The 22,929-nt window shown below is 61.3% G+C and carries 15 protein-coding genes and 1 pseudogene; 8 read left to right on the plus strand and 8 right to left on the minus strand.

Translation table 11 applies throughout. The features are described 5' to 3' along the window. The 3 genes from X738_RS62745 to X738_RS62755 all read left to right on the plus strand — a co-directional run bounded on the left by X738_RS62745 (nucleotide 1) and on the right by X738_RS62755 (nucleotide 3,679). Nucleotides 1-999, plus strand: coding sequence for a GlxA family transcriptional regulator (locus tag X738_RS62745; protein ID WP_023800286.1), 999 nt, complete (start codon nucleotides 1-3; stop codon nucleotides 997-999). Between the two features lie 151 nt (nucleotides 1,000-1,150). After that, nucleotides 1,151-2,812, plus strand: coding sequence for a vWA domain-containing protein (locus X738_RS62750; RefSeq protein ID WP_023800287.1), 1,662 nt, complete (start codon nucleotides 1,151-1,153; stop codon nucleotides 2,810-2,812). 333 nt (nucleotides 2,813-3,145) lie between these two features. After that, on the plus strand, nucleotides 3,146-3,679 hold the full coding sequence (locus tag X738_RS62755; protein WP_023800288.1) for a dihydrofolate reductase family protein: 534 nt from the start codon (nucleotides 3,146-3,148) through the stop codon (nucleotides 3,677-3,679). A 371-nt stretch (nucleotides 3,680-4,050) separates the two neighbouring features. Here X738_RS62755 and X738_RS62760 read toward each other — a convergent pair whose 3' ends face one another. The 3 genes from X738_RS62760 to X738_RS84890 all read right to left on the minus strand — a co-directional run bounded on the left by X738_RS62760 (nucleotide 4,051) and on the right by X738_RS84890 (nucleotide 7,176). Next, entirely contained in the window at nucleotides 4,051-5,940 is a 1,890-nt protein-coding gene (locus X738_RS62760) for a CHASE2 domain-containing protein (protein WP_023800289.1), read from the minus strand. Nucleotides 5,941-5,945: 5 nt separating this feature from the next. Next, the gene (locus tag X738_RS62765; RefSeq protein ID WP_023800290.1) at nucleotides 5,946-6,482 is read right to left on the minus strand and encodes a FecR domain-containing protein; all 537 of its coding nucleotides are present in this window, start codon (nucleotides 6,480-6,482) and stop codon (nucleotides 5,946-5,948) included. Between the two features lie 487 nt (nucleotides 6,483-6,969). Beyond that, nucleotides 6,970-7,176, minus strand: a complete 207-nt coding sequence (locus X738_RS84890; RefSeq protein WP_023800292.1) for a hypothetical protein — start codon at nucleotides 7,174-7,176, stop codon at nucleotides 6,970-6,972. 58 nt (nucleotides 7,177-7,234) lie between these two features. On the opposite strand from X738_RS84890, the gene X738_RS62770 reads away from it, so the two are divergent. Together X738_RS62770 and X738_RS62775 are read left to right on the plus strand one after the other, a co-directional pair. After that, the gene (locus X738_RS62770; RefSeq protein WP_023800293.1) at nucleotides 7,235-8,956 is read left to right on the plus strand and encodes an adenylate/guanylate cyclase domain-containing protein; all 1,722 of its coding nucleotides are present in this window, start codon (nucleotides 7,235-7,237) and stop codon (nucleotides 8,954-8,956) included. 403 nt (nucleotides 8,957-9,359) lie between these two features. Continuing rightward, nucleotides 9,360-10,154 carry a class I SAM-dependent methyltransferase gene (locus X738_RS62775; RefSeq protein WP_023800294.1) on the plus strand — a complete coding sequence of 265 codons (795 nt, stop codon included), beginning with the start codon at nucleotides 9,360-9,362 and terminating at the stop codon, nucleotides 10,152-10,154. Nucleotides 10,155-10,299: 145 nt separating this feature from the next. Here X738_RS62775 and X738_RS89720 read toward each other — a convergent pair. Together X738_RS89720 and X738_RS62785 are read right to left on the minus strand one after the other, a co-directional pair. Further along, nucleotides 10,300-12,610: pseudogene (locus tag X738_RS89720) on the minus strand (adenylate/guanylate cyclase domain-containing protein); the annotation flags it as partial. Nucleotides 12,611-13,089: 479 nt separating this feature from the next. Further along, nucleotides 13,090-15,069, minus strand: coding sequence for a peptide ABC transporter substrate-binding protein (locus X738_RS62785; protein ID WP_245277706.1), 1,980 nt, complete (start codon nucleotides 15,067-15,069; stop codon nucleotides 13,090-13,092). Nucleotides 15,070-15,551: 482 nt separating this feature from the next. Here X738_RS62785 and X738_RS62790 point away from each other — a divergent pair, with 482 nt between their 5' ends. Beyond that, nucleotides 15,552-16,040 (plus strand): cupin domain-containing protein, encoded by a 489-nt coding sequence (locus X738_RS62790; RefSeq protein WP_245277707.1) that lies wholly within the window; start codon nucleotides 15,552-15,554, stop codon nucleotides 16,038-16,040. Nucleotides 16,041-16,705: 665 nt separating this feature from the next. Next, nucleotides 16,706-17,143 (plus strand): YybH family protein, encoded by a 438-nt coding sequence (locus X738_RS62795; RefSeq protein ID WP_023800298.1) that lies wholly within the window; start codon nucleotides 16,706-16,708, stop codon nucleotides 17,141-17,143. A gap of 616 nt (nucleotides 17,144-17,759) precedes the next feature. Here the strand turns inward: X738_RS62795 and edd are convergent. The 3 genes from edd to zwf all read right to left on the minus strand — a co-directional run bounded on the left by edd (nucleotide 17,760) and on the right by zwf (nucleotide 21,838). Further along, nucleotides 17,760-19,604, minus strand: a complete 1,845-nt coding sequence (gene edd, locus X738_RS62800; protein ID WP_023800299.1) for a phosphogluconate dehydratase — start codon at nucleotides 19,602-19,604, stop codon at nucleotides 17,760-17,762. Between the two features lie 66 nt (nucleotides 19,605-19,670). Then, complete coding sequence (pgl, locus tag X738_RS62805; protein ID WP_023800300.1) at nucleotides 19,671-20,387, minus strand: 6-phosphogluconolactonase; 717 nt, start codon at nucleotides 20,385-20,387, stop codon at nucleotides 19,671-19,673. Continuing rightward, a complete protein-coding gene (gene zwf / locus X738_RS62810; RefSeq protein WP_023800301.1) occupies nucleotides 20,369-21,838 on the minus strand; it encodes a glucose-6-phosphate dehydrogenase in 1,470 nt (489 codons plus the stop codon). Before zwf ends, pgl begins: the two co-directional genes overlap by 19 nt. Before the next feature lie 307 nt (nucleotides 21,839-22,145). Here zwf and X738_RS62815 point away from each other — a divergent pair, with 307 nt between their 5' ends. Continuing rightward, nucleotides 22,146-22,892: an SDR family oxidoreductase gene (locus X738_RS62815; RefSeq protein WP_023800302.1), complete on the plus strand. Its 747-nt coding sequence runs from the start codon at nucleotides 22,146-22,148 to the stop codon at nucleotides 22,890-22,892. The last annotated feature ends 37 nt before the right edge of the window (nucleotides 22,893-22,929 follow it).

The raw sequence follows: 22,929 nt of genomic DNA on the forward strand, positions 1-22,929 counted from the left end.
TTGCCGAACCTCACTGTTCCCCCAGAGCGGCCGGTCACCAATGATCCCATTCACGGCGGCCGGCAGTTCGGGTTCCTGCTGGTCGACAAGTTTTCCATGTTCTCGCTGGCCGCCGCAATCGACACGTTCCGGTCGGCCAATCGGCTGCTCGGCCACGACTTCTATGGCTGGACGACGGTGTCGGCCGACGGCGATGCCGTCATGGCCTCCAACGGCCTGCCGCTCAAGATCGACTACGCTGTCGCCGATCTGCCGCCGGTCGATATTCTTTTCGTCTCGGTCGGGCTGACCACCGAGTTTCCCGGCAAGAGCAAGGTGCTGGCGGCGCTGCGCAGCTGGGGCCGGCGCGGCAACGCGCTCGGCGCACTGTCGGTCGGCTCCTATCTGCTCGCCGAGGCAGGCCAGCTCGAAGGCTATCGCTGCACCATCCACTGGGAAAACCGCGCCGGCTTCGTCGAACGGTTTCCCGACATCAACTGCACCGGCAACGTCTTCGAGATCGATCGCAAGCGTTACACCTGCGCCGGCGGCACCACCTCGATCGACCTGATGCTGGAGATCGTGCGCGGCGATTTCGGCTCGAGCCTCGCCAACGGCGTCGCCAACCAGTTCCAGCACGAGCGCATCCGCTCCGCCGGCGACCGCCAGCGCGTCGGCCCTGAGCGCGACCTGACCGGCAAATCGGAAAAGCTGCGGCGCATCGTCGAACTGATGGCCGACCATCTCGACGAGCCGCTGTCGGCGGTGCAGCTCGCCAAGTCGGCGGGCCTGTCGGTGCGCCAGGTCGAGCGGCTGTTCCTGCGCCACCTCAGTGTGACGCCCGGCCGCTATTACATGCGGCTCAGGCTTGAGCGGGCGCGCGAATTGCTGCGCCAGACCAACATGCCGATCCTCGACGTGGCGATCGCCACCGGCTTCACCTCGCACTCCTATTTTGCCCAGAGCTACCGGCTGCAGTTTGGCCGGCCGCCTTCCGAAGAGCGGCGCACGACATATTGAGGGGTTTGGCGCAGTCAGCCCCGCCACGTGCCCCGGCGCCCGGGCTTGTATCCTGACGCGGCGTCAAATAGCTTCCCCCGGCGGCACGGACTGGCTGGCAGAAGCTGACTGGCTGCGACGAACTGGCGACCACTGACTGGGGGGAGATTTCATGGCGGGACTTGCACCGAGCATCGTTGCGGCGGCGCTCCTGTTGTGGATGACGACGCTCGGCCTTGCCGCCGACCGTGTCGTCATCGTTCTCGACGCCTCCGGTTCGATGTGGGCGCAGATCGACGGCAAGCCGAAGCTCGAAATCGCCCGCGAATCGCTGCGAACGGTGCTGCAATCGGTCCCCGCCGACAAGGAAATCGGCTTCATGGCCTATGGCCATCGCGAGAAGGGCAGTTGCGAGGACATCGAGCTCATCGTGCCGCCGCAGGCCGGCTCGGCAGGTGCTGTTTCCACTGCCGCCGACAGCCTGAAATTCATCGGCAAGACGCCGCTGACATCAGCCGTCAGGCAGGCGGCCGAGGCGCTGAAATACACCGAGGACAAGGCCACCGTCATCCTGATCACCGACGGGCTCGAGACCTGCAAAGGCGACCCCTGCGCGCTCGGCAAGGAACTGAGGGCTGCCGGTGTCGACTTCACCGTAAACGTCGTCGGCTTCGGCCTGACCGCGGAAGAGGGCAAGCAGGTTGCCTGCCTCGCCGACAACACCGGCGGCAAATACATCCAGGCGTCGGATGAGAAGGCGCTGCAGGACGCGCTGGTCGAGACCATCGCCGCCGCACCTGCACCGGCGCCCGAACCAGCGCCAGCGCCGCCGCCGGCCGCCGTGCCGGAAATACCGGAGTTCAACTTCATCCCCGCCGTGGTGCTCGCCGATGGCGGCGATCCCGTCACCGACGGCAATTCCTGGGAGATCTTCAAGGCAAAGTCCGACGGCACGCGCGGCGATTACGTCGCCACCGAATACGGAGCCTATAAAGGCAATTTGGAGCCGGGCGATTACACAGTCGTGGCGCGCCATGGCGAGGCCAGCACCCAACAGAAGATCACGGTCGAGGCGGGCCAGGTCTACAAACCCCTCTTTGTGCTCGATGCCGGCACGCTCATCATTCATCCGCGGCCAAGTGAGGGAGCGGATGTGGCCGATGGTGCGGCTGTCGTGATCGCCTATCCGGGCGTTGAAATGCCCGCGACCTATTATGGCGACACCAAGGTGGTGTTGCCGGCCGGCGATCAGAAAGTCACGGTCAGGATCGGGCAGGGCGAGGTTACCGAAACCATCCCGCTCACTGCCGGCAAGGTCGTCGACAAGGATATCGTCGTCGGCGTCGGCCATGTCGTTGCCAACGCCTACTACATTGCCGGCGGCGACAAGGCCGACGGCTCGGGCATTGGTTTCAAGGTGTTCAAGGCAAAAAAGAAGATCGACGGAACGAGGCAAGAGGTGGCTTATGCCTATGGCCCCGACAGCAAGTTCGATCTGCCGCCAGACGACTATGTGCTGACGGCGACGGTCGACCTTGCCGTCGTCGAGCAGCCGTTCAGCGTCAAGGCCGGTGAGCATCAGGATCTGAAGATCGCCATCAATGCCGGCGTGCTGGCGATCACCGCGCCAGGAGCTTCGAAGATCGAGATTTTCGATCCGAAGAAGGACATCAACGGCAACCGCAAATCGCTCGGCTACGCCTATGACGAGAAATATCAGGCGGCGCTGCCGGCCGGCGACTACGCCGTCGTCTCCGAAAAGTTGGACAACAGCTCAAAGGAAAGTACGGTGACCATCACAGCCGGCGAGCGAGCCGAGCTGACGGTGCAGTAGGGACATTCGACGTCTAAAAGGGGGGGCGCGAAGCCCAGCCCCTGACCCAATGTGGAACCCAAGTATCTTGCAGAGCAATATTCGCCTGCGGCGCAGACGTTTCGCGCGGTTTAGCTTGCTATAAAATTTCGCAAAGCATTCTGTTCGCCTGATCGTCGCAGAACATCCGCTTTTGCGACGTCGCAAATATCAGTCGCGAAACCGATTCAAAAACTCGGGAGTTTTGCGACAAGAACCGGGTAACGACCCCACAAGAAAAAATTTGGGGCATGTGTCGGGGCGCTTGGCTGTCGTTCGTCTTGTATACCTGACACGACGGGGAGATTTTGCAGCATGGCGAAGATCGTATTCGGAATGAACCAGTCCCTCGACGGCTATGTCGACCACCAGGAATTGCCTGCGCCAAGTCCCGCGCTCTTTCGTCACTGGATAGAGCACGTGCGCGACCTGACCGGCAGTGTGTACGGTCGCCGCATGTACGAGGCCATGCGCTATTGGGACGAAGACCGTCCTGAGTGGAGTACGGAGCAACACGAGTTCGCGGCGGCGTGGCGGCGCCAGCCGAAATGGGTTGTATCGCGCTCGATGAAGTCGGTCGGTCCCAATGCCACGCTTATCGCGGATGACGTCGAGGTAGTGATACGCAGGCTAAAGGCCAAGCTAACAGGAGAGATTTCCGCTTCCGGACCAGAGTTGGCGCAAAGCCTGACCGAAATGGATCTGATCGACGAATACCGCCTCTACCTTCACCCCGTGGTGCTTGGTCGCGGCAAGCCCTTCTTCGCCGGCTCTCGGCCACCGCTCCGCCTTGCGGCCAGTGAGCGAATCGGCGGGGAAGTCATCAGGTTGACCTACGTTCCTGCCTGACTACAGACCACGCCGATGAGAAGGCGATGCATCGAAATCCCCCTTTCGGTTCAGCCTTGACGTTGCGGAAAGGATTCGGAAGAACGACGGCTGCGGGTGGGGAGATCGCCATTCGGCGGGGATCGGCCGAACGGCTTAGGAGCGCCATTTGCCGACCTTCATTGCGTTTCTCCAAACCTGCCGTTCGCGCTACAGCCTGATACGACCTTAAGCGGAAGCTCGTTCGCCCCGGCCGAATTCACGCCCATGACCCGAAGCTGCCTTCCGTCAATGCGGATTTTTTCAGAATCTCCCGTTCGGGTTGGCCGAGGCCTCAGGCAGGATTCGAAGTGTCGCGGCCAAACGGGCGCCATTCAGACATTCCGGTACCATCATTGTTCACGGGGCCTGGTATCCTGCAGCGTCTGCGAACTCTGCCACAGCCAGATTGCGAGCGAGCCTGAACGCCCGCGGACCTGTGCTTCCACAGGTCCTCTTAGAGCACCAGATTTGAACAACTCGCAGTCGCGGCCGGCGACTTGCAGCATTTCGTCGCTCACTGCGACTTCGGCATTTTGGTCGGCCGCGATCTCCATCAAGCGACTGGCGACGTTAACCGTGTCACCCGTCGTCGCGATGTGCTGACGGCCTTTGCCACCGAGTCGCGACGCAACGATTGTTCCGTAATGCGCTCCGATCTTGAAGCCGAGCCTAGATGCAGTTGATGCGGGCAACGAGACGAGCCAGTTGCTGGTACGGCTGGAGAGCGCTGCGCAGCAGCGGGCAGCATTGAAGGCATCATCTGTCGCTGCTTCCGGTAGACCGAACAGGATCATGGCTCCGTCACCCATGAAATTCGTGACGACGCCACCGCAGCTTGTCACCTCTTCGTCCACCAACGCATGGAACGTGTTCAAAAGTTCGCGTGTGGCGTTCGGCCCCAATGTTTCGCTCAGTCCGGTGAAACCGGACAGGTCAATGAATATGATGGCGGCGTCCCTCCGGACAGGTTCCAGGAGAAAGTCGCCATGCTTAGCGAGCCACCCCGCAAAGCCCGGGGCCTCAACTCGTTGAAGCAATTCGCTCTGCGTGGCGAAATACTGGGCCTGGTTCCTGCCCAACCAAAGCTGCGCGGCCCCGAACAAAATAGCCGGCGGAACGGCGGCGGCCATCGGCAACGCCGCGCTCAGCCAGATATGGTGTGAGAATGCGGTCATATTGACCACGAACCAGATCACAACCACGCCAACGATCGCTGCAAGGCCGATGGCGTTGCGACGCCATGCCAACAGCCACACAAGAACCACTGGCAGCACCACTGCAAAGCCGGCATCTGCAAGGCGAACGTACTTATCTCGCACTATGCCATCGCCGGTCATCAGATGGGCAATGGCCGTCGACATGACCTCGACGCCTGGGAGCACGGGATCAAACGGTGTCGGGAAAACATCGCCGGCGCCGGTTGCAGTTGCTCCGATCACAACAATTCGATCCCGAATAATGCCGCCATCGACTTGGCCGCCCAGCACCGTCGTGGCGCTTATCGTGCGGATCGTGCCGCGGGGGCCATAGAATGTCAGAGGGAGTATGTGACCAATGTCCGTCCGAATCCGCTGTCCGCCCAGAGATAGATAGTCGGGCGCTATTCCCGGATCCTCTCCCACCGCCATGGTGGCAACGCGCAGGGAGAAAGACGCTTCAGTCCGATCTCCGGCCCGAAACAGCAACGGGACGAACCGAGGCGTTCCCGTCCAGTCGGTAACCACGTTCACGACGCCGACAGCGGCGATATCCGAGAACGCTTTCAGGGGCCACAAAAACCGCTCGGCATTCGGCACTCGGGCGAGAGGGCCATCGCCCTCGACTGCAATCGATTGTTTACCTCCCGAGTAGACCGCTGCAGCAGCGATTACGCTTGAAGTTCCACGCAGCGAACGCGCGAGCGCCTCATCATCATCTTTCGTCCCGGGATCGACCAGCAGCAGGTCGACCGCAATGGCTTTCGGTCCAAAGCGAGCTATCGTATCGACAATCCGGGCAAGCGTGGCGCGGCTGAGGGGATAGCGGCCGTCGTTTCGGACCGCTTCGTCGTCTATTGCGACAATGGTAATCAGCTCCGGCGGCTTTGCCGTTCCCCGAACAAGCGTTCGAAGGTCCGTCATCGTTGCTTCGACGCGATCGAGGGACCACATGTTGCCGCGCCAGTGCGCAAAGCCAAGCCCGGCCCCCCAAAGACCCGCCAGGACGAGCGCGATCAGCGTCTGAAGCGCTCGCCCGCTCATTTAGCTTACTGACCGAAACGGGCCATCAAAGCCGAAACACGTGCGGCGGGCCAGCGCTTGACCGTCAGTGCGCCTGTTCCGGCTTCCACATCGACGCCTTCGCCCGGCCCGAGGACTACGCCAGCATTGGACGCCGGCCTTTGCACGGCGACGCGACCTTTGACGACGAAGACAGACGTCTTGCCTCGGGCAACGTCGACTGCCCATTTTGTACCTCGCACCGCGGCGATCGCCTGCGGGGTGACGACAGCGAAGCTACCCCGGACCCTGCCGGCTGGAGCATCGAGCAACAGCGCCTTGCGCCGTAATCTGACCGCATCGGCACTACCATTTCGATCACGGTCCACCAGTGTAAAACGAGCGCCATCTTCCGCAATGATGGTAAGGCCTTCCCGGCATCTCAGAATTTGTCGGGACGTACCTGCTACCAGTCGGAACGTACAGCCGGCGTTATTCGACTGCGCTGAAGCGGTATCCACCCAGAAGACACAGGCAAGCATGCATGCCATCAGGCTCCGGAGATATCGGCCACTTGCGCTCATGAACGTCTCCTTGCTTTTGCGAAAATCTGCGGCAAGAAAATCTATGCATTGTCTTCTGCGGTCAGCCTTGGCAGTATACTCATGCGTACGAGCCGGCACTTGCAGCCGCGTTGCCTTAGAGGTAGCACGGTGCCGACCAGCGATCTTAGCACGATAGCTTGCTCCAACACCAAATAAGGCGACATCAAGCCGTTGAAGCGGCCGCGATGCGAATGTCGCGAACGTCACGCGGCGACGCTGCTGTTCGGCTCATCTGCCAGAACGAGCAGGTCGCGCCAGAAGCGGTCACTCCGTAGCAAGCCCTTGAATGACCGCAATGGGGCCGAGAGCAGACCGGCAGCTTTGGGCTGCGAATATTCAAGATCGGACATTCAGGTTGGTGTGGGCATCGTCGTGACCTGACCCTNCCTCAACGGCCGACATGAGGCGCATTGCGGACCGACTGCTATGGGCCGAGAGCAGACCGGCAGCTTTGGGCTGCGAATATTCAAGATCGGACATTCAGGTTGGTGTGGGCATCGTCGTGACCTGACCCCAAGCCGACCTTCATCAACCCGTTTTTCTGCCCGATAGCCGACATTCGCGGCCACCAGCACTGATGACCCGAAGCAGTCATTGACTGTTGAAGGCTCAATGTCCCGAAGGGGTAGGAGACCATCATTCCACCCAGGTAGCCGTTCTCGTTGCTGGCCACGATGGACTCCTCCGTGCGGCGCAAATATCATCGATCCGACCAGTGAGGCGATCACTTAATGGCTGATGAACGCGTCAGACGCCGTCTTGCCGCCATCGCTGTGGCCGACGTGGTCGGCTACAGCCGAATGATGGAGGCGGATGAGGCGGGTACGCTGGCGGCACTGAAGGAGCGGCGCAAGGCGATCCTGGAGCCGATCGTTCGCGATCGCGGCGGGCGGGTCGTCAAGCTTATGGGCGACGGCGTGCTGATGGAGTTCACCAGCGCGGTGAACGCGGTCGAGGCTGCAGTCGAACTACAGGCCAAAATGGCGGAGGCCAACCAATCCGTCACCGAGCACCGCCGCATATTGCTGCGTATCGGCATCAATCTGGGCGACGTGATCGGTGAGGGCTCGGACATCTATGGCGACGGTGTGAACGTTGCGGCTCGCCTCGAAGCCTTGGCAGAGCCAGGCGGGGTCTGCGTCTCGGCCAAGGTTCATGAGGAATTGCGAGGCAAAGGCAACGCTGCCTTCGAGGACATGGGCGAGGTGGCGCTCAAGAATATCGTCAGACCGGTGCGGGTTTACCGTGTGGAAACGAGTACTGGTCAAGTGGGCGGGCGGGCCGCAACGACGTCTGCTGCCAGGCCCTCCATTGCCGTTTTGCCATTCGACAATCTGAGCGGCGATCCCAGTCAACAATACCTTTCGGACGGCATCACGGAGGACATCACCACCGAGTTGTCGCGGTTCAGAAATCTTACCGTCGCGGCGCGTCACGCTTCGTTCCATCTTGCCAGGATGGGCATCAACCCAATGCAGGCCGCCCGCGATCTGGGCGCGAACTACGTCATCGAAGGTAGTGTGAGGAAGGCGGGCGAGCGGATTCGCATTACTGCACAGTTGATCGACGCAAGGACAGGCAACCACGTCTGGGCGGAGCGGTATGATCGCGAATGCCACGACATTTTTGCTGTGCAGGACGAAGTCGTGGCAATCGTGACGACGCTCGAGGGGCGAATGGTGGCCGCTGCTGCTCTTCAGGTGCGCAAGCGGCCAACGTCGAGCTGGACGGCCTATGACTTTTTCCTGCAGGGCCGGGAGCTGGCCGACGCCAACATGGAGAAGGAGGCCGTTCCGCTTTTTTCCCGCGCGACGGCGATCGATCCCGATTTTGCGCACGCCCACGCCTGGCTGGCGATCGCTCTCCTCGGCCGCTACTGGTTCGACACCGATCCACGAACGCTGCACGAAGCGTCACTTGCCGCACAAAGAGCCATGGAGTTGGACAGCAACGATCCGAGGGTCCACCACGCCAACGGCATGGTCATGGTGTGGCTCCGCGAATACAAACGGGCCGGCGTCCATTTCGACCGCGCCGTCGCTCTCAATCCGGCCGATGCGCAAATTCGCGCGGACCGAGCGAATTGGTTGCGATACGCCGGCCGGCCGGAGGAGGCTCTGGCTTCAATCGACGACGCGCTGAAGAGAACCCCGTTTCCACCACACTGGTTCTGGGTAATTCGCGCCAAAATCTTGTTGGAACTGAGGAGATATGGCGAAGTCGTAGCGGCCTTGGACAACATGCCAAAAAAGGATCATCCCGCTTGGCTCACACTGGCGGCCGCCCATGACCATCTCGGCCATGCCGCTCTCGCTGCGCATGCGCTGGCGAAGGCTCGCGAACTTAGACCCAGCATCTCATCGCGGGAACTGATCGCTGTGAATCCTTATGCTCACCGAGATGCGCTCAAACCTCTGCTCGATGGCCTGCGGAACGCCGGATTGCCGGAGTAAGTAGGCCGCCAATGGGACATTGAAAATTTACACCACGCGACGAGTTCACCGGAACGCATGCGGATGGCTTCACGGTCGCAAACGATAGTTCGTCCTTTGAGGTTGCGGAACACCGCGCCTCTTGCCCCGGCCGTAGGCTACGCGCGGAGTGGGTGACGAATGCGGCGTTTCGCGTTCGTATCGTGAATGCCCAAAGATGGCGTGATCAAGGCGATGCACGCTTCAGTCGCTCAGTATGTCCAGAGCGGCATTAAAGGACCGGATCGGGTGGGAAGTTCACGTTACTTGCCGCCGATCCGAACGGTAAAGGAGTGTCCCAAGGACGGACATTCAAATCCAAAGAGTAGCCTTCGGCATTGTCCTAGCCTAGTTGTTGTAGCGTCGATCAAATGGACTCGCCCGAGTGGCAGAGGAACTGACATACAGGGATGAAGCTGCGGCCGGTTACGACGGTGCCTTCGCGCGCGTCACGACACACTTCGCACCCTACCTACTTCGCGCGGCTCACATCGCGCCGGGTATGCGCGTCCTCGACATCGCCGCGGGCACAGGTCTCGCAGCCGAAGCGGCCCTAAATATCGTTGGCCCAACCGGCCACGTCATTGCCGCCGACTTGTCGCCCGCAATGGTCGAGAAGTCGCGCGGACGCCTTGGCCACGCAAAAAACGCTTCGGTGGCGGTCGAGGATGGCCAGGCACTTTCATTTCCCGACGAAAGCTTCGATGCGGTCGTGTGCAGCCTCGGACTGATGTTCTTCCCCGACCCGCTGCGCGGACTTGCAGAGTTTCGTCGCGTACTTCGTCCCGGTGGGCGCGTCGCGGTTTCAGTCAACACAGTGCCAGGACGGTCCTATAACACTCGCATGAACCTCGCCATTGCACGGCACGTGCCATCGTTAGCGGCCGCCGCCGCCCGCGTATTTTCGCTTGGCGACGAAATGAAATTGAGGTCGCTGCTCGAGGTCGCGGATTTCCGGGACGTGGAGATCACCACCGAGATGCATCGCTTCGTGCTGCCTTCCTTTGATGCATACTTCGAACCCTTCGAGAAAGGTGCGGGCTCGGCTGGGCAAGCATTTGTCTCGCTTTCCGCGGAGGCGCGCAAAGCCGTGCGCGAGGAAGTACGGAGCGACCTCGGGGATACTGGCGGCATCATCGAGGTAGATGTCGAATACAGGTTGGCTGGCGGGCGACGATAACGGCCGCGTGCATGACCGCTTTGAGTCAACTTGTGCCGTTTGCGTGCTCGAATCCCAACGACTGGAGCGGGTCGACTCGATCCGTTGCGCGAACGGCAGCTTTTTTTCGCGAGCGACCAAGGCATTCAGCGTTCGTCTCGAGCGTTCAGTTCCGTAGTTGCGTAATAAATTCTTCAAGCACCTTGATGGCTTCGGCTCGGCTAGCGCCTTTCAGGAAGGGCACGTCGATCTCGACCCGCAATCCTTCCTGGATGTGGCGGAGCACCGGCGCGGGAGTCGGTTGATCGCCCCGAATTCCAAGCACCCGATATGACCGAACCGGTTCCGAAAAGCCTTTGATGGTCAGCGGCGTCAGCTCCTCTGACTCGATGTCGTCCTTGACAAGCGCCCAGGTCTCATGCGCCAGCAGGATGCCGCCAAGGTCGGCATGTGCCTGAAGACGCGAGGCGAGATTCACCTCTCCGCCAATGATGGTGTAGTCCATCCGGTCCTCACTGCCGAAATTGCCGACTGTGCAGTAGCCGGTGTTGATTCCGATACGCAGATGGAAGGGCAGTTTATAGCCTGCGTCCACCCACTCTCTCTGCAGCTCCTTCATGCGCCTCTGCATCGCGATCGCCATGCTGACGCAGGCGAGCGCATCCTCTCTGGTGCCTTTGGTCTCGGGGTCGCCGAAGAAGGCGAGGATGGCGTCCCCAACATACTTGTCGATGGTTGCGCCGTGCTCCAAGGCGATCTTCGCCATCTCGGTCAGGTACTGATTGAGCAGTTCTGTCAATTCCTCGGACTCGAGTTTGTCCGTCGTCGCGGTAAAGTCGGCAATGTCGGAAAAGAACACGGTGAGTTTCTTTCTCGATGAAGAAATCTCGACGTTCCGTTTGCCCGAGAAGATCGATGAATAAACCTGCGGCGAGAGATACTTGGACAGCTTGCTGGAAAGCGATTCGAGCATGCGGTTCTGTTCGCCGACGCGATTGCTCGCTTCCTCCGCCTCGCGCCTGGCAGCCGCCGTTGCAGTGTGAAGTTGAGCGTTTTCCAGCGCGATCGAGGCGAGCTGTCCAAAGCGCTTCAACAACTCGACCTCTTCCTCGCCGAAGTCGAGCGCCGAGGCGTCGTCGTAAGCAATGCCGANGCAGCGCCTGCAGCACGAACAGAACGACCAGCGACAAGTCGAGCGCCGAGGCGTCGTCGTAAGCAATGCCGAGCACGCCAACGACCGTGTCGCCGGACTTGAGCGGCACCCCCATGATCGCCCGAATAGTGATGTCCATTTGGGCTGCGGCAGCGGCCCGTCCCGGCCAGTTCTGATAGTCGGTGATCACGAGGGGCTCGCCAGTATTCCACACCGTGCCGGCTACCCCTTCGTTTATCACCAGCCTCTGGCCGATATGCGTGGCGTAGACCCCGACTCCGACCTTGCGCTCGAGAGATTCACCGGCCTCGTCAACCAAGTAGACGTAGCCGTGCTCGGTACCCAGCAACTGCGCTGCTCGACTCGTGAGATCCGACAGAAGCTCGGCAAGATCGAGCCTCGCGATCAACCCGAGCGACGTGTCATGCAAGGCGCCCAGATATTCGCTCTGGCGGCGAAACCGTCTGGCGAGGTTCTCCTGCTCTCTGCGGCGGTTCTCGAGGTCTCCAATGTTCGAAGCCAGTTGCACGGTCATGCTGTTGAAGCTGGCAGCGAGCTTGCCGATTTCATCGCCTGACTCGACCTTCGCGCGGGCCGCGAGGTCGCCTCTGCGCACGCGATCGGCGACACCGGTCAGTCGCTGGATCGGTCCGGCGATACTGTCCCGGAATATCAGGCCAAGCAGTAAGCCCGACAAAACGGCTGCTGCCCCGACGGTCAGGATTATTTGTTGCGCACGTTCGAGCTGGTCCCGGCCGCCCGCGAGGTCGACTTGAAGCCGCTGCTGCTCTTGAGTGGCGACAGCGTCCAGGAGCGCGAGCATGCGCTCTGCGATCGGCACTGCCTTCGTGCGGAACAGATAAAGGTCCTCGCGTGCGTGTTCGCCCTCCACCGCCTCGAACATCCGCGCGGGCAGCTCGAGGAATGCAGTCCGGCTCTTGGCCATTCTATCGATCAATACAGTCTGGTTAGCCGCAAGCGTGGTGCCCTCTTTCGCGATGTTGGACCAGGCCCCTTCATTGATATTAAGGTTGGCCTGATACTCATATTTGAAGCTCTCCCGTCCAGTGGTGACATAGCCGCGCAGCCCAGCGACCATCGCGTAGAAGGAGCTCTGGAACGAGGCCAGGTCGGCCAGGAGCGCCGTATTGGCAGCCGTCGGATCACGGTTCTGCTGGGCCAGCATCATGGCTTTGGCCGACGCCACCACCGTCGCTATGAGCGGGTTGGCGTCGCTCACAAGGATCTTGAGCGCGGGTTCCCTGCGCAGCTGGTCGTTACGCAGTTCGAATAGCTGCTCGGACAGTGGTTTCCATTCAGCCAACAGTTGACCGATTTCTTGCATGCCGAGCTCGGCATTGCTGCGCCCGGCTGGCGACTCCCCCTTTGCGCGCAGGAGACCCTCGAGCTCGCGCATGTCGCCAAGGAAGGCCTCGTTGGCCAGCCGATAGTCATCCCGATAGGATTCGTCGCCAAGTGCCAGATAACCTCGGACCTCGCCCAGCATGCGGAGCAGATTCGCTTGAGCCCGAGCCGATGCAACCGCGCTTGGCGCGCTGAGATCGGTGGTTCTGTTGATGTTGCGAACGGCCGCTATGCTTCCCAGGTAGTTCAACCCGACGACAAGCAGCATTAAAGCGACCAGGATGCCAAAGCCGACCGTAAGCTTGCCGCCAATGTTGAGCTTGCGCAGCGCCGCCGCGACCCAAGCGGTCAGTTTCCCCAAGGGAGCGGTGTACAACTGCCGAATTTGCCCCGACTTCCCATCCGCTTGGATGCCTTCTGCGTCCCGGCCGCCTCCGATCATTTCTTGCGATGCCACTTCGCTATGTCCCAGGTTTCAGCGTCCCAAGGGGTAGGATCGTAGCCGCCTATGTCATTGCGCAGGCCCGAAGTATAAGCCCATTCGATGAGCGGAATGACCGCGGCATCGGCGATCAGGAGATCGTTCATCGCCATGAACAGCGCGCCCCGTTTCTCCGGATCGACTTCGGTCGCCGACGCCTGGAACAGCGCATCATACTCGGGATTGCAATAGCGGGCCCAATTCGTTCCCGACCAGTTGTTTTTCTTCTGTGCTGCTTCGGCGCAGGTCCAGCCGATCATGTAGCTGCCGGGATCGGGGCCCTTGTTGCCGTAAGCGAACTCCTCGAGGTCCGCATAGAAGTGCCGTCTGGTGTTCGTATTGTCGGGCGACGACCCCAGGAAGATGCTGGAATCGATCAGCTTGTTTTCCACCCGGACTCCGATCGAGCCGAAGTCCGCCTTTATGAAGTCCTGGGTCGCCTCCCGCACCGGGTTGATGCTGGTCTGAAACACCAGCGCCAGCGGGACGCCGTCCTTGTCGCGGACGCCGTCGCCATCGGTGTCGCGCCATCCGGCTTCGTCCAGCAGAGCGCGCGCCTTATCGAGATTGAACTCCCATTTCGTGTTCGGCGAGGCGAAGGCGGCCGGTGCGACTAGGAGATTGGCGGTGGCGCGGCCACTCCTGCCGTGCAGTTCGGCAGCTTTCCGCCGGTCAACGGCGGCGGCCAGCGCCTGCCGGACGCGCCTGTCGGTCAGGATTGGATGCGGGAACTCCACGCTCGCGCGTTCGCCGTCGGCGGTTTCCCGTCTGGGATCGGTGAAATTGAGCATGATGCGTTCGACATAGGATCCCCAATACAACTCGACCCTACCAACGCCCTTGGTTTCAAGGCTTCGAAGGTCAGCCTCGCCGACCTGAAGGTTCCACGCGTAGTCGACGATGCCTTCGCTCACGGCGTTTGCAGCGGTTCTGGCGTCGCCACCGCCCTGAAGCGTGACCTGCTTGAACGCCAGGCTGTCACGATCACGATACTCGGGATTTGGCTCGAAGATGATCTTGACCGTGTTGACGACGTCTTCGCCGATGAGAAGGACGTCCTCCGTCCGGAACTCCTTGAGTCGGTAAGGACCGGTGCCCACCGGGGCGAGGTTTGCCGGAGCGCTGGCGGCATCTTTGTTATTGTACTGGCCGAATACGTGTTCCGGAATAATCATTCCCTGCACGCCGACGAAGGGCAGCGACCAGGCGGGATTGACGTCCTTGAAGGTGACCTTGACCGTTAAGTTGTCGAGCGCCTCCACCTTCGCGACTGATTTGTACGAGCCCGCGCTCGACGAGCCCACGTCCTCGTTCACTATGTATTGGTAGGTGAAAAGGACATCCTTCGCGGTGAACGGCACGCCGTCGGACCACTTGATGCCCGGCCTAAGCTTCCATGTGACCGATCTGCCATCGGGCGCGACCTGGCCATTCTCAAGCGATGGAATCTCGGCTGCGAGAAAGTGCACCAGCCGGCCCTCTGCGTCGAAGCTGGCCAGTGGCTCGTAGACGATACGGCTTGCCGTTTGATCCTTGATGCCCGGCGCTTGGTGTGGGTTCAGTGTGCTTGGCGCTTGCCACAGCAACAATCTCAACGGATCACCATCCAGCTCGGTCGGCTGTGCGGGTTGGGGCAAACCGACAACGAGCGCCGCGACCATGAGCAGCAATAACCTGCAAATAGCATTGATGCGGGCCAACGATACACCCTCTCGGCTCCGAGACGCTCGCATCCCTTCCTCCCTGCCCCTGTGATCCTGCGGCCGCAGCTCCCTTTCAGACAGTTGGCTGTGCGAGGAGATGTATATCTCCAGTCTATGAAATTGATCGCAATTGCAGCCGCTGGCAAGACCAATCGGTCCGAGACAATGAACCTGCACCTGGGGCCCGAATGATGCATCCGCTGAAATCGCTGGAGAGGTCACCGCGATATGCAAGCGACTGTGCGCTCGGAATCTGCAACCGCTGTTTAGATGCAAGCGGTAGGCCAAGAATGACAGCCCATCGCTCATGCGAGTCCTTGCCCTAACGGTGGAAATGGTGTTTTCGGGTCGCTGGAGGATTGCTGCGAACGAAGGGCACAAAATCGTTGGGATTGAGCCATTCGGCGGGCGTCGGCCGGACGTCAGCTCCTGGCGCTGCCTGTGCGTTCCGGCAGTCGGCTCAGACAGCAAGATTCCACCCGACCCGGTCCTTTAATGCCGCCCTGGACATGCTGAGCGGCTGAAGCGCGCATCGCCTTGATCGCGCCATATCCTGACCTACACAGCGGGAACAGGTAAGGTCGCCTCACGCCCCGATTCCCGACGGTGGGGTTGGCTGGGATGGCGACCACCGATCAGTTGATTTGACAATTGGTCGGGTCGGGCTCTGGATGATTTGTTCGTGCGCACCACGCACATGCTAAATGGAGGAAGCGATGAAATCTATGAATCGCAGATCCACACTTGCCTTCGGTATTACAGTTGCAGCAGTTTTGACCGTATGTGGAGGTTCGGCATTCGCGGACGATATGGATGTGACCCTGCTTACGCCTGACAAGCTGGTATGGAAGGATAATCCTAGCCTGCCAAAAGGGGCTAAAGTCGCTGTCTTGACGGGCGATCCGACAAAGACTGGCGAAGTGGTTGTCACACGCTCCAAGTTTCCGCCCAACTATCAGATTCCGCCCCACACTCACCCGTATGCCGAGACCATCACCCTGGTCAGCGGCAGCATTGGCTTTGGAGTCGGCGAAAAGGGCGAAAAGACTGGCGACCTGCTAAAACCCGGAGCCTTCCACGCGCTGCCAGCAAATCAAGCGCATTACGTCTGGACGGGAGGCGAAGAGACTATCATCGAGGTTCATTTCGTCGGACCGTTTCGTATTACTTACATCAACCCGGCTGACGATCCGCGCAAGAAGTGAAATGCGGCTCAGCCGGCTACTTTGCACCTCGCACACCCTTGTTGCCCGGAATAGAAGCGCGAGCTTTACCTCACGCGGATAAATGCAAACCGCATCAACGGAAGCGGAGCTCGGCAGCTCAGGCTCCCTCTCTCTCCTTCTGCCAAAAATCGTGGCCCATTGGCGATATTAAGAAAGCTGGTCCCGGAGACGTTGGAATTTGCCACTGGGGCATGACCGCCTCGGATCATTCCGAACGGGAAGGTCGCGCCAGGAGCGGTCTTTCGATGCTCTGCCGCTGTGATTTCGGCTGTCGTGATTGGGTCACGGATTGTCGTAGCGCTGCCCAGAAGGAAGGGCATGGAAGGGTCGGATCAGGTCGTAGCGCGAACGGCAGGTTTGGAGCAGCGCCATGAAGGTCAGCAAATGGCGCGACCGAGCCAGCCGAAGGATTCGATCTGCCGTACAGCCGCGGAGCGTTCTACATCGCGGTCGGGTGGAAACCGGCCATTTGCCGAGCCGTCTCAAAGCGCTGTCGCGAAACTTGTCTTGGCCCTGCTATACTGACCAAGCCAACCCGCGCTGCGCCGCAGTTAGTGAAATGCCTCACCGCTGCGGACACACAGAATGTTGAACCTGCAGGAGTCGCCAGTCCGGATCAGAAATAAAACGACAGGGAGGATGACGTGTCTCTCGACGCCAATGATTTCGATCAAGCAGTTGAAAAATATCACCTAGCCCTGGATGAGTTCATGAAAGGAAACCCCGCGCCTGCGAAGAAGCTCTTTTCCCAACGAGACGATGTAACACTGGGCAATCCCTTTGGCCCTTTCGCGCATGGATGGAAGCAGGTCGCTGAGACGATGGAGCAAGCGGCATCGAATTACAGGGACGGCGACGCTACCGGCTTCGAGAGCATAGCGAAGTGTGTGACGTCTGAGCTGGCATACCTCGTCGAAGTAGAGCAGCTCAGGTCCAAGGTTGGCGGTCGGAGCGATGTCACACCTCTATCGTTACGCGTGACGAGCGTCTTTCGCCCAGAAGATGGTCTCTGGAAGATTGTGCATCGTCATGCCGATCCGATAATGACGGCTCAGCCGGCCGATTCGGTACTCCGCCAATAGGCGCGGTTGTGGTTTTGGGGAGCGGTCGATCTCGCAAACCCCTTGCTGCGGCAGCGCGGCTATTCTTCAGTCCGTTCTCTGCGAAGGGTCGGCCCATGTCATCAGGCTCGCAGCATCGGACGGCCGCTTTGGGTCCCCATCAAGTCATAGCGCGAACGTCAGGTTTGTAGATGCGCCATGAACGTCGCGAAATGGCGCAACCACGACCCTAAGCGAGGTTCTTGGGATGTCGGCTTTCAGGAAGGGGCAATGCTGATCTCAACGTCCGATTTTGGGCGCAAAGCTGCCGTCCACGTCGCGGCAGATGTCAGTCGTCTTTGGGTCACGAATGCTGGTTCCGGCCAATGTCGGCTTCCAAGACGAGAATTCGACTCCGGAAGGTCTCGAAAGGGTCAACTTATTCCGTAGCGCGAGCGAATCTGGACGACTGGAACGGGTCGACCTTTGCCGTTCCCTAACGACGCAGAACCACTCAACACTGCATCCCTCGATGTGTTTAATGCCCTTCTTAAGGAGATAGGACAGCATGTCTGCCCTGAAGGCAGCGTAGTGGCCAAAAGGGCAAAATAGCGTGGCAATCGACAACCGCCAAAAGGGCGGCCACGAGCCGCCCTTTTCACTGCAGTGCGAATTCCGCCACGTTGTTTCCGAATGCGCTGGCGCCGTGGTCGGCACGGCCGACCATTTGCCGCAACCCGGCGAAAAGCTCGCGGCCGAAGCCGAATTCATTGCCGACAAGATCGCTGTCCGCCGCCCGGCGCAGCGCGAAATCGCCTGCCGGCACCAAGACTTCCAGCGTTCCGGCGTCGGCGTCGAGCCTGATGATGTCGCCGTCATGAATCCTGGCGATCGGCCCGTCCTCGACCGCCTCCGGCGTCACATGGATCGCCGCCGGCACCTTGCCGCTGGCGCCCGACATGCGCCCGTCGGTGACCAGCGCCACATGCTGGCCGCGATCCTGCAGCACGCCGAGCACGGTGGTCAGCTTGTGCAGCTCCGGCATGCCGTTGGCTTTCGGGCCCTGGAAGCGGATGACGGCGATGAAATCGCCGGTCAACGTGCCGGCCTTGAACGCCTCGTTGAGCCCTTGCTGGCTGTCGAAAACCTTGGCCGGCGCCTCGATGATGCGCCGTTCCGGTTTCACCGCCGAGGTCTTGATGACGGCGTGGCCGAGATTGCCTGAGAGCATTTTCAGCCCGCCCGTTGGCTGGAACGCCTTCTTGAACGGCGCCAGCACTTTTTCGTCGCCGCTTTCGCGGGGCGAGGCCTCGCGCACCACGCCGCCATCGGCGCCGAGCTTGGCCTCGACCGCATAAGGCCGCAGCCCTTCGCCCCAGACCGTCTGGACGTCCTCGTGCAATATTCCCTCGTCGAGCAGTTCGCGGATCAGGAAGCCGAGCCCGCCGGCTGCGTGGAAATGGTTCACGTCGGCAAGGCCGTTCGGATAGACCCGCGCCAGCAGCGGCACGGCTTCCGAAAGATCGGAAATATCCTGCCAGGTAATGGCGATGCCGGCCGCGGCGGCCATGGCGATCAGGTGGATGGTGTGATTGGTCGATCCGCCGGTGGCGTGCAGGCCGACGATGCCGTTGACGAACGAGCGCTCGTCGATCATCCGGCCGACCGGCGTGTAGGCGTTGCCGAGCGCGGTGATCGCCAGCGCCCGCTTCGTCGCCTCCCGGGTCAGCGCGTCGCGCAACGGCGTGCCGGGGTTGACGAAGGAGGCGCCCGGCGTGTGCAGGCCCATGATCTCCATCAGCATCTGGTTGGAGTTCGCCGTGCCGTAGAAGGTGCAGGTTCCCGGCCCGTGATAGGATTTGGACTCGGCCTCGAGCAGCTCGGCCCGTCCTGCCTTGCCTTCGGCATAGAGCTGGCGGACCTTGGCTTTCTCGTCATTGGGCAGGCCCGTCGTCATCGGCCCGGCCGGGATGAACACCGCCGGCAGATGGCCGAAGGTCAGCGCCGCGATCACCAGCCCCGGCACGATCTTGTCGCAGACGCCGAGATGGACGGCGGCGTCGAACATGTTGTGGGACAGGCCGATCGCCGCCGCCATGGCGATCACGTCGCGCGAGAACAGCGACAGCTCCATGCCGGGCTGGCCCTGGGTGACGCCGTCGCACATCGCCGGCACGCCGCCGGCGACCTGGGCAATGCCGCCGGCCTCGCGGGCCGCGTCCTTGATCAGCGCCGGAAATGTCTCGAAAGGCTGATGCGCCGACAGCATGTCGTTATAGGAGGTGATGATGCCGAGGTTCGGCACGCGGTCGCCGCCCAATGCCAGCTTTTCCGAAGGGCTGCACACGGCAAAGCCGTGGGCGAGGTTGCCGCAGGACAGCACGGCCCGGTTGGCGGTGCGGTTCGATGCCTCGGCGATGCGGCCGAGATAGGCCTCGCGCCCCGGTCTGGAGCGTTGGCGGATGCGCTCGGTGATGGCTTCGATGTCGCGTCTCGCGGTCATGGCGTCGGTCCTTTCAGGCGAGGTCCCGCAAACACGGTCCGTGCGGGACCCCTTGGCAAGTTGAAATCAGGATGCCCAGAAAACCTGTACGGGTCTCTCGGCTGCGTCGAGCACGGCGCGAATGGGCTTTCGCGTTTCCGATGCCATCGCGCTTTCGAATGCCTTGCGCTTGTCCTCGCCCTCGATGTGCAGCGCGACGAAGCCGGCCCTGACGATCCGCGCCAGCGACAGCGTCAGCCGCGGCTCGCCGGCGCTTGTCGCGTGAACCGGGAGCACGACCCTTTCCGAGGACGGGTCGAGCAGTGTTTCCAGATTGTCGGCGTCAGGAAAAAACGACGCGGTATGGCCATCGGTTCCCATGCCAAGTACGACCACATCGAGCGGCCAGGGCAGCGACCGCAACATCCTGCTATCGGCCTCCGACGTATCCTCGATACTTGCTGCCTCATGGTAGAGCGGCACGAAACGTGCGGCTGCAGCGGCGTGTTGCAAAAGATTGGCGGCGACCAGCCCGGCGTTGGAGCGCGGCGAGGACGCCGGCACGCAACGCTCGTCGACCAGCGTCACCGTGACCTTGTTCCAGGCGATCGGGATGCTCGAAAGCGATGCGAAAAATTTCGCCGGCGTCGTGCCGCCGGAAACGGCGAGCAATGCCGTGCCGCGCTCAGCGATCGCATTGGTCAGGCGGCCTGCGACATGGCCGGCAAGTGCTGCCGCCAGGTCCTGGCGTTCGGCAAATGCGTGCCAGCTGTAGGCGGCGCCGTTCAATTGCTCTCGTGCCATGTCCGCCCGTCGCGTTCGATCAGCGCAATCGAGGCGGAGGGGCCCCATGTGCCGGCGGTATAGCCCTGCGCCTCCTGCCTGGCGCCTTCCCATGCGTCCTGGATCGGGTCGATCCATTTCCACGCCGCCTCGACCTCGTCGCGGCGCATGAACAGCGTCTGGTTGCCACGGATGACGTCCATGATCAGTCGCTCATAGGCGTCGGGGGCGCGGCCGTCGAAAGATTGCGCGAAGCTCATATCGAGCGGGATCTGGCGCAGCCGCATGCCGCCAGGCCCCGGATCCTTGATCATGATGAACTGCTTGACGCCTTCGTCGGGCTGCAGCCGGATGACCAGCTGGTTGGCCGAGATCGGCCCGGCGCTGTCGCCGAAAATCGAATGCGGGATCGGCTTGAATTCGATGACGATCTCCGAGACGCGCGTCGCCAGCCGCTTGCCCGTCCTGAGGTAGAACGGCACGCCCGCCCAGCGCCAGTTGCCGATTTCGGCCTTGAGCGCAACGAAGGTCTCGGTGTTGCTGTTCTTGCCGAGCTCCTCGACATAGCCTTTCACCGGCCCGCCGGCCGAGGCCCCGGCACGGTACTGGCCGCGTACCGTGTGCTTGGGCGCTTCATTGCCGTTGATGCGTTTCAGCGCGCGCAGAACCTTCAGCTTTTCGTCGCGCACGGCGTCGGCGTCCATCGACGACGGCGCCTCCATGGCGACGAGGCAGAGGAGCTGCAGCATGTGGTTCTGCACCATGTCGCGCAACGCGCCCGCCTTGTCGTAATAGGTGACGCGGTCTTCGAGGCCGACGGTCTCGGCCACGGTGATCTGCACATGATCGACATTGGCGGAATTCCACAGCGGCTCGTAGAGCGCATTGGCAAAGCGCAGCGCCATCAGGTTCTGCACCGTTTCCTTGCCGAGATAGTGATCGATGCGGAAAATCTGGCTTTCATGGAAATCGTCGCCGACCACATCGTTGAGCTGGCGCGCCGAGGCGAGATCGCGCCCGATCGGCTTCTCCAGCACGATGCGCGAGTTCGGCGTGATCAGCCCGTTCTCTTTCAGCTTGTGTGAGATGTCGCCGAACAGCGCCGGCGCAACCGCCAGATAGAAGGCGCGGATGCATTCGCTGTCGCCGATCGCCGTCTTCAGTTTGTCGAAGCCCGCGCCGGTCGTCGCGTCAGCCGAGACGTAGGAAAGCCGGGCAAGGAACGTCTCCAATTCCGCGGCGTCGATATCGGCCGGTTTCACATGGTCGGAAATCGCCTGCCTGGCGAAAGCCTGGAATTCCTCGTCGGTCATTTTCGAGCGCGACGTGCCGATGATGCGCGTCGGTTCGGAAAACTGATGGCCGCGCTGGCGATGATAGAGTGACGGCAAAAGCTTGCGTTCCGACAGATCGCCGGTGCCGCCGAAAATGATGAAGTCGAAAGGGTCGACGGGAATGATCTGGCTGGTCATGGTCTGTCCGCTCTGACGCCGCTCGCTGGTGTACGGGTGGATATAATCTAATCGATTTAGATTTTCCAGTGACACGGCGTCACATCCCAGGGCCAATCGGGTGTTGCCGATTGTTCTGAGGTGTGCCCTTGACACTGGCGCAACCCGGACGCTTGTCGGCGAGGTGGTTCCGGGAGGCCTTCGCAGATGCAGCATAGAGCGGGATCGAGGCGAAAGCCAAAGGAGAAATCGAGAGTATCTTGATCTTTCGGCGGCCATTGCCGGTGGCTGGCGGAGCGGGGAGTCTTCAATCATGAGTGAGAAAGCCATGCGCCTGGAAAACAAAGTTGCCATCATCACCGGTGCCGCGTCAGGCTTTGGCGAGGGCATGGCCAAGCGTTTTGCCGAGGAGGGCGCCAAAATCGTTGTCGCCGACCTCAACGCCAAGGGCGCCGAGCGCGTCGCCAACGAGATCGGCCGGGCGGCGATCTGGACCCAGACGGACGTCTCGACCCGTTCCGAGTTCGACCAGATGGTCTATGCCGCAAAGAGTGCCTTTGGCCGCATCGACATCATGGTCAATAATGCCGGCTACACCCATCGCAACGGCGATATGCTCGAGGTCGACGAGACGACCTTCGATCTGATCACGGCCGTCAACATGAAGGCGATCTACCACGCCGCTCTGGCGGTCGTGCCGGTGATGGATAGGCAAGGCGGCGGCGTCATCCTGACCACGGCATCGACCGCCGGCATCAGGCCGCGGCCAGGCCTCACCTGGTACAATGCGTCGAAGGGCTGGGCGATCACCGCGACCAAATCCATGGCGGTGGAACTCGCGCCGAAGAACATCCGCGTCAACTGCCTGTGCCCGGTCGCCGGCGAGACCGGCATGCTCGAAAAATTCATGGGCGCCGACACACCCGAAATCCGCGAGAAATTCCGCGCGTCGATCCCGCTTGGCCGGCTTTCGACGCCGCTCGACATAGCCAACGCGGCGCTGTGGCTGGCTTCGGACGAGGCGGCCTTCGTCACTGGCGTGGCGCTGGAGGTCGACGGCGGACGGTGCATCTGAGCCGTTCGGCCCTCGCACCCGGGCGGCTGATTGGCAG

Source organism: Mesorhizobium sp. L48C026A00 (assembly GCF_000502375.1).
GTDB lineage: Bacteria > Pseudomonadota > Alphaproteobacteria > Rhizobiales > Rhizobiaceae > Mesorhizobium > Mesorhizobium muleiense.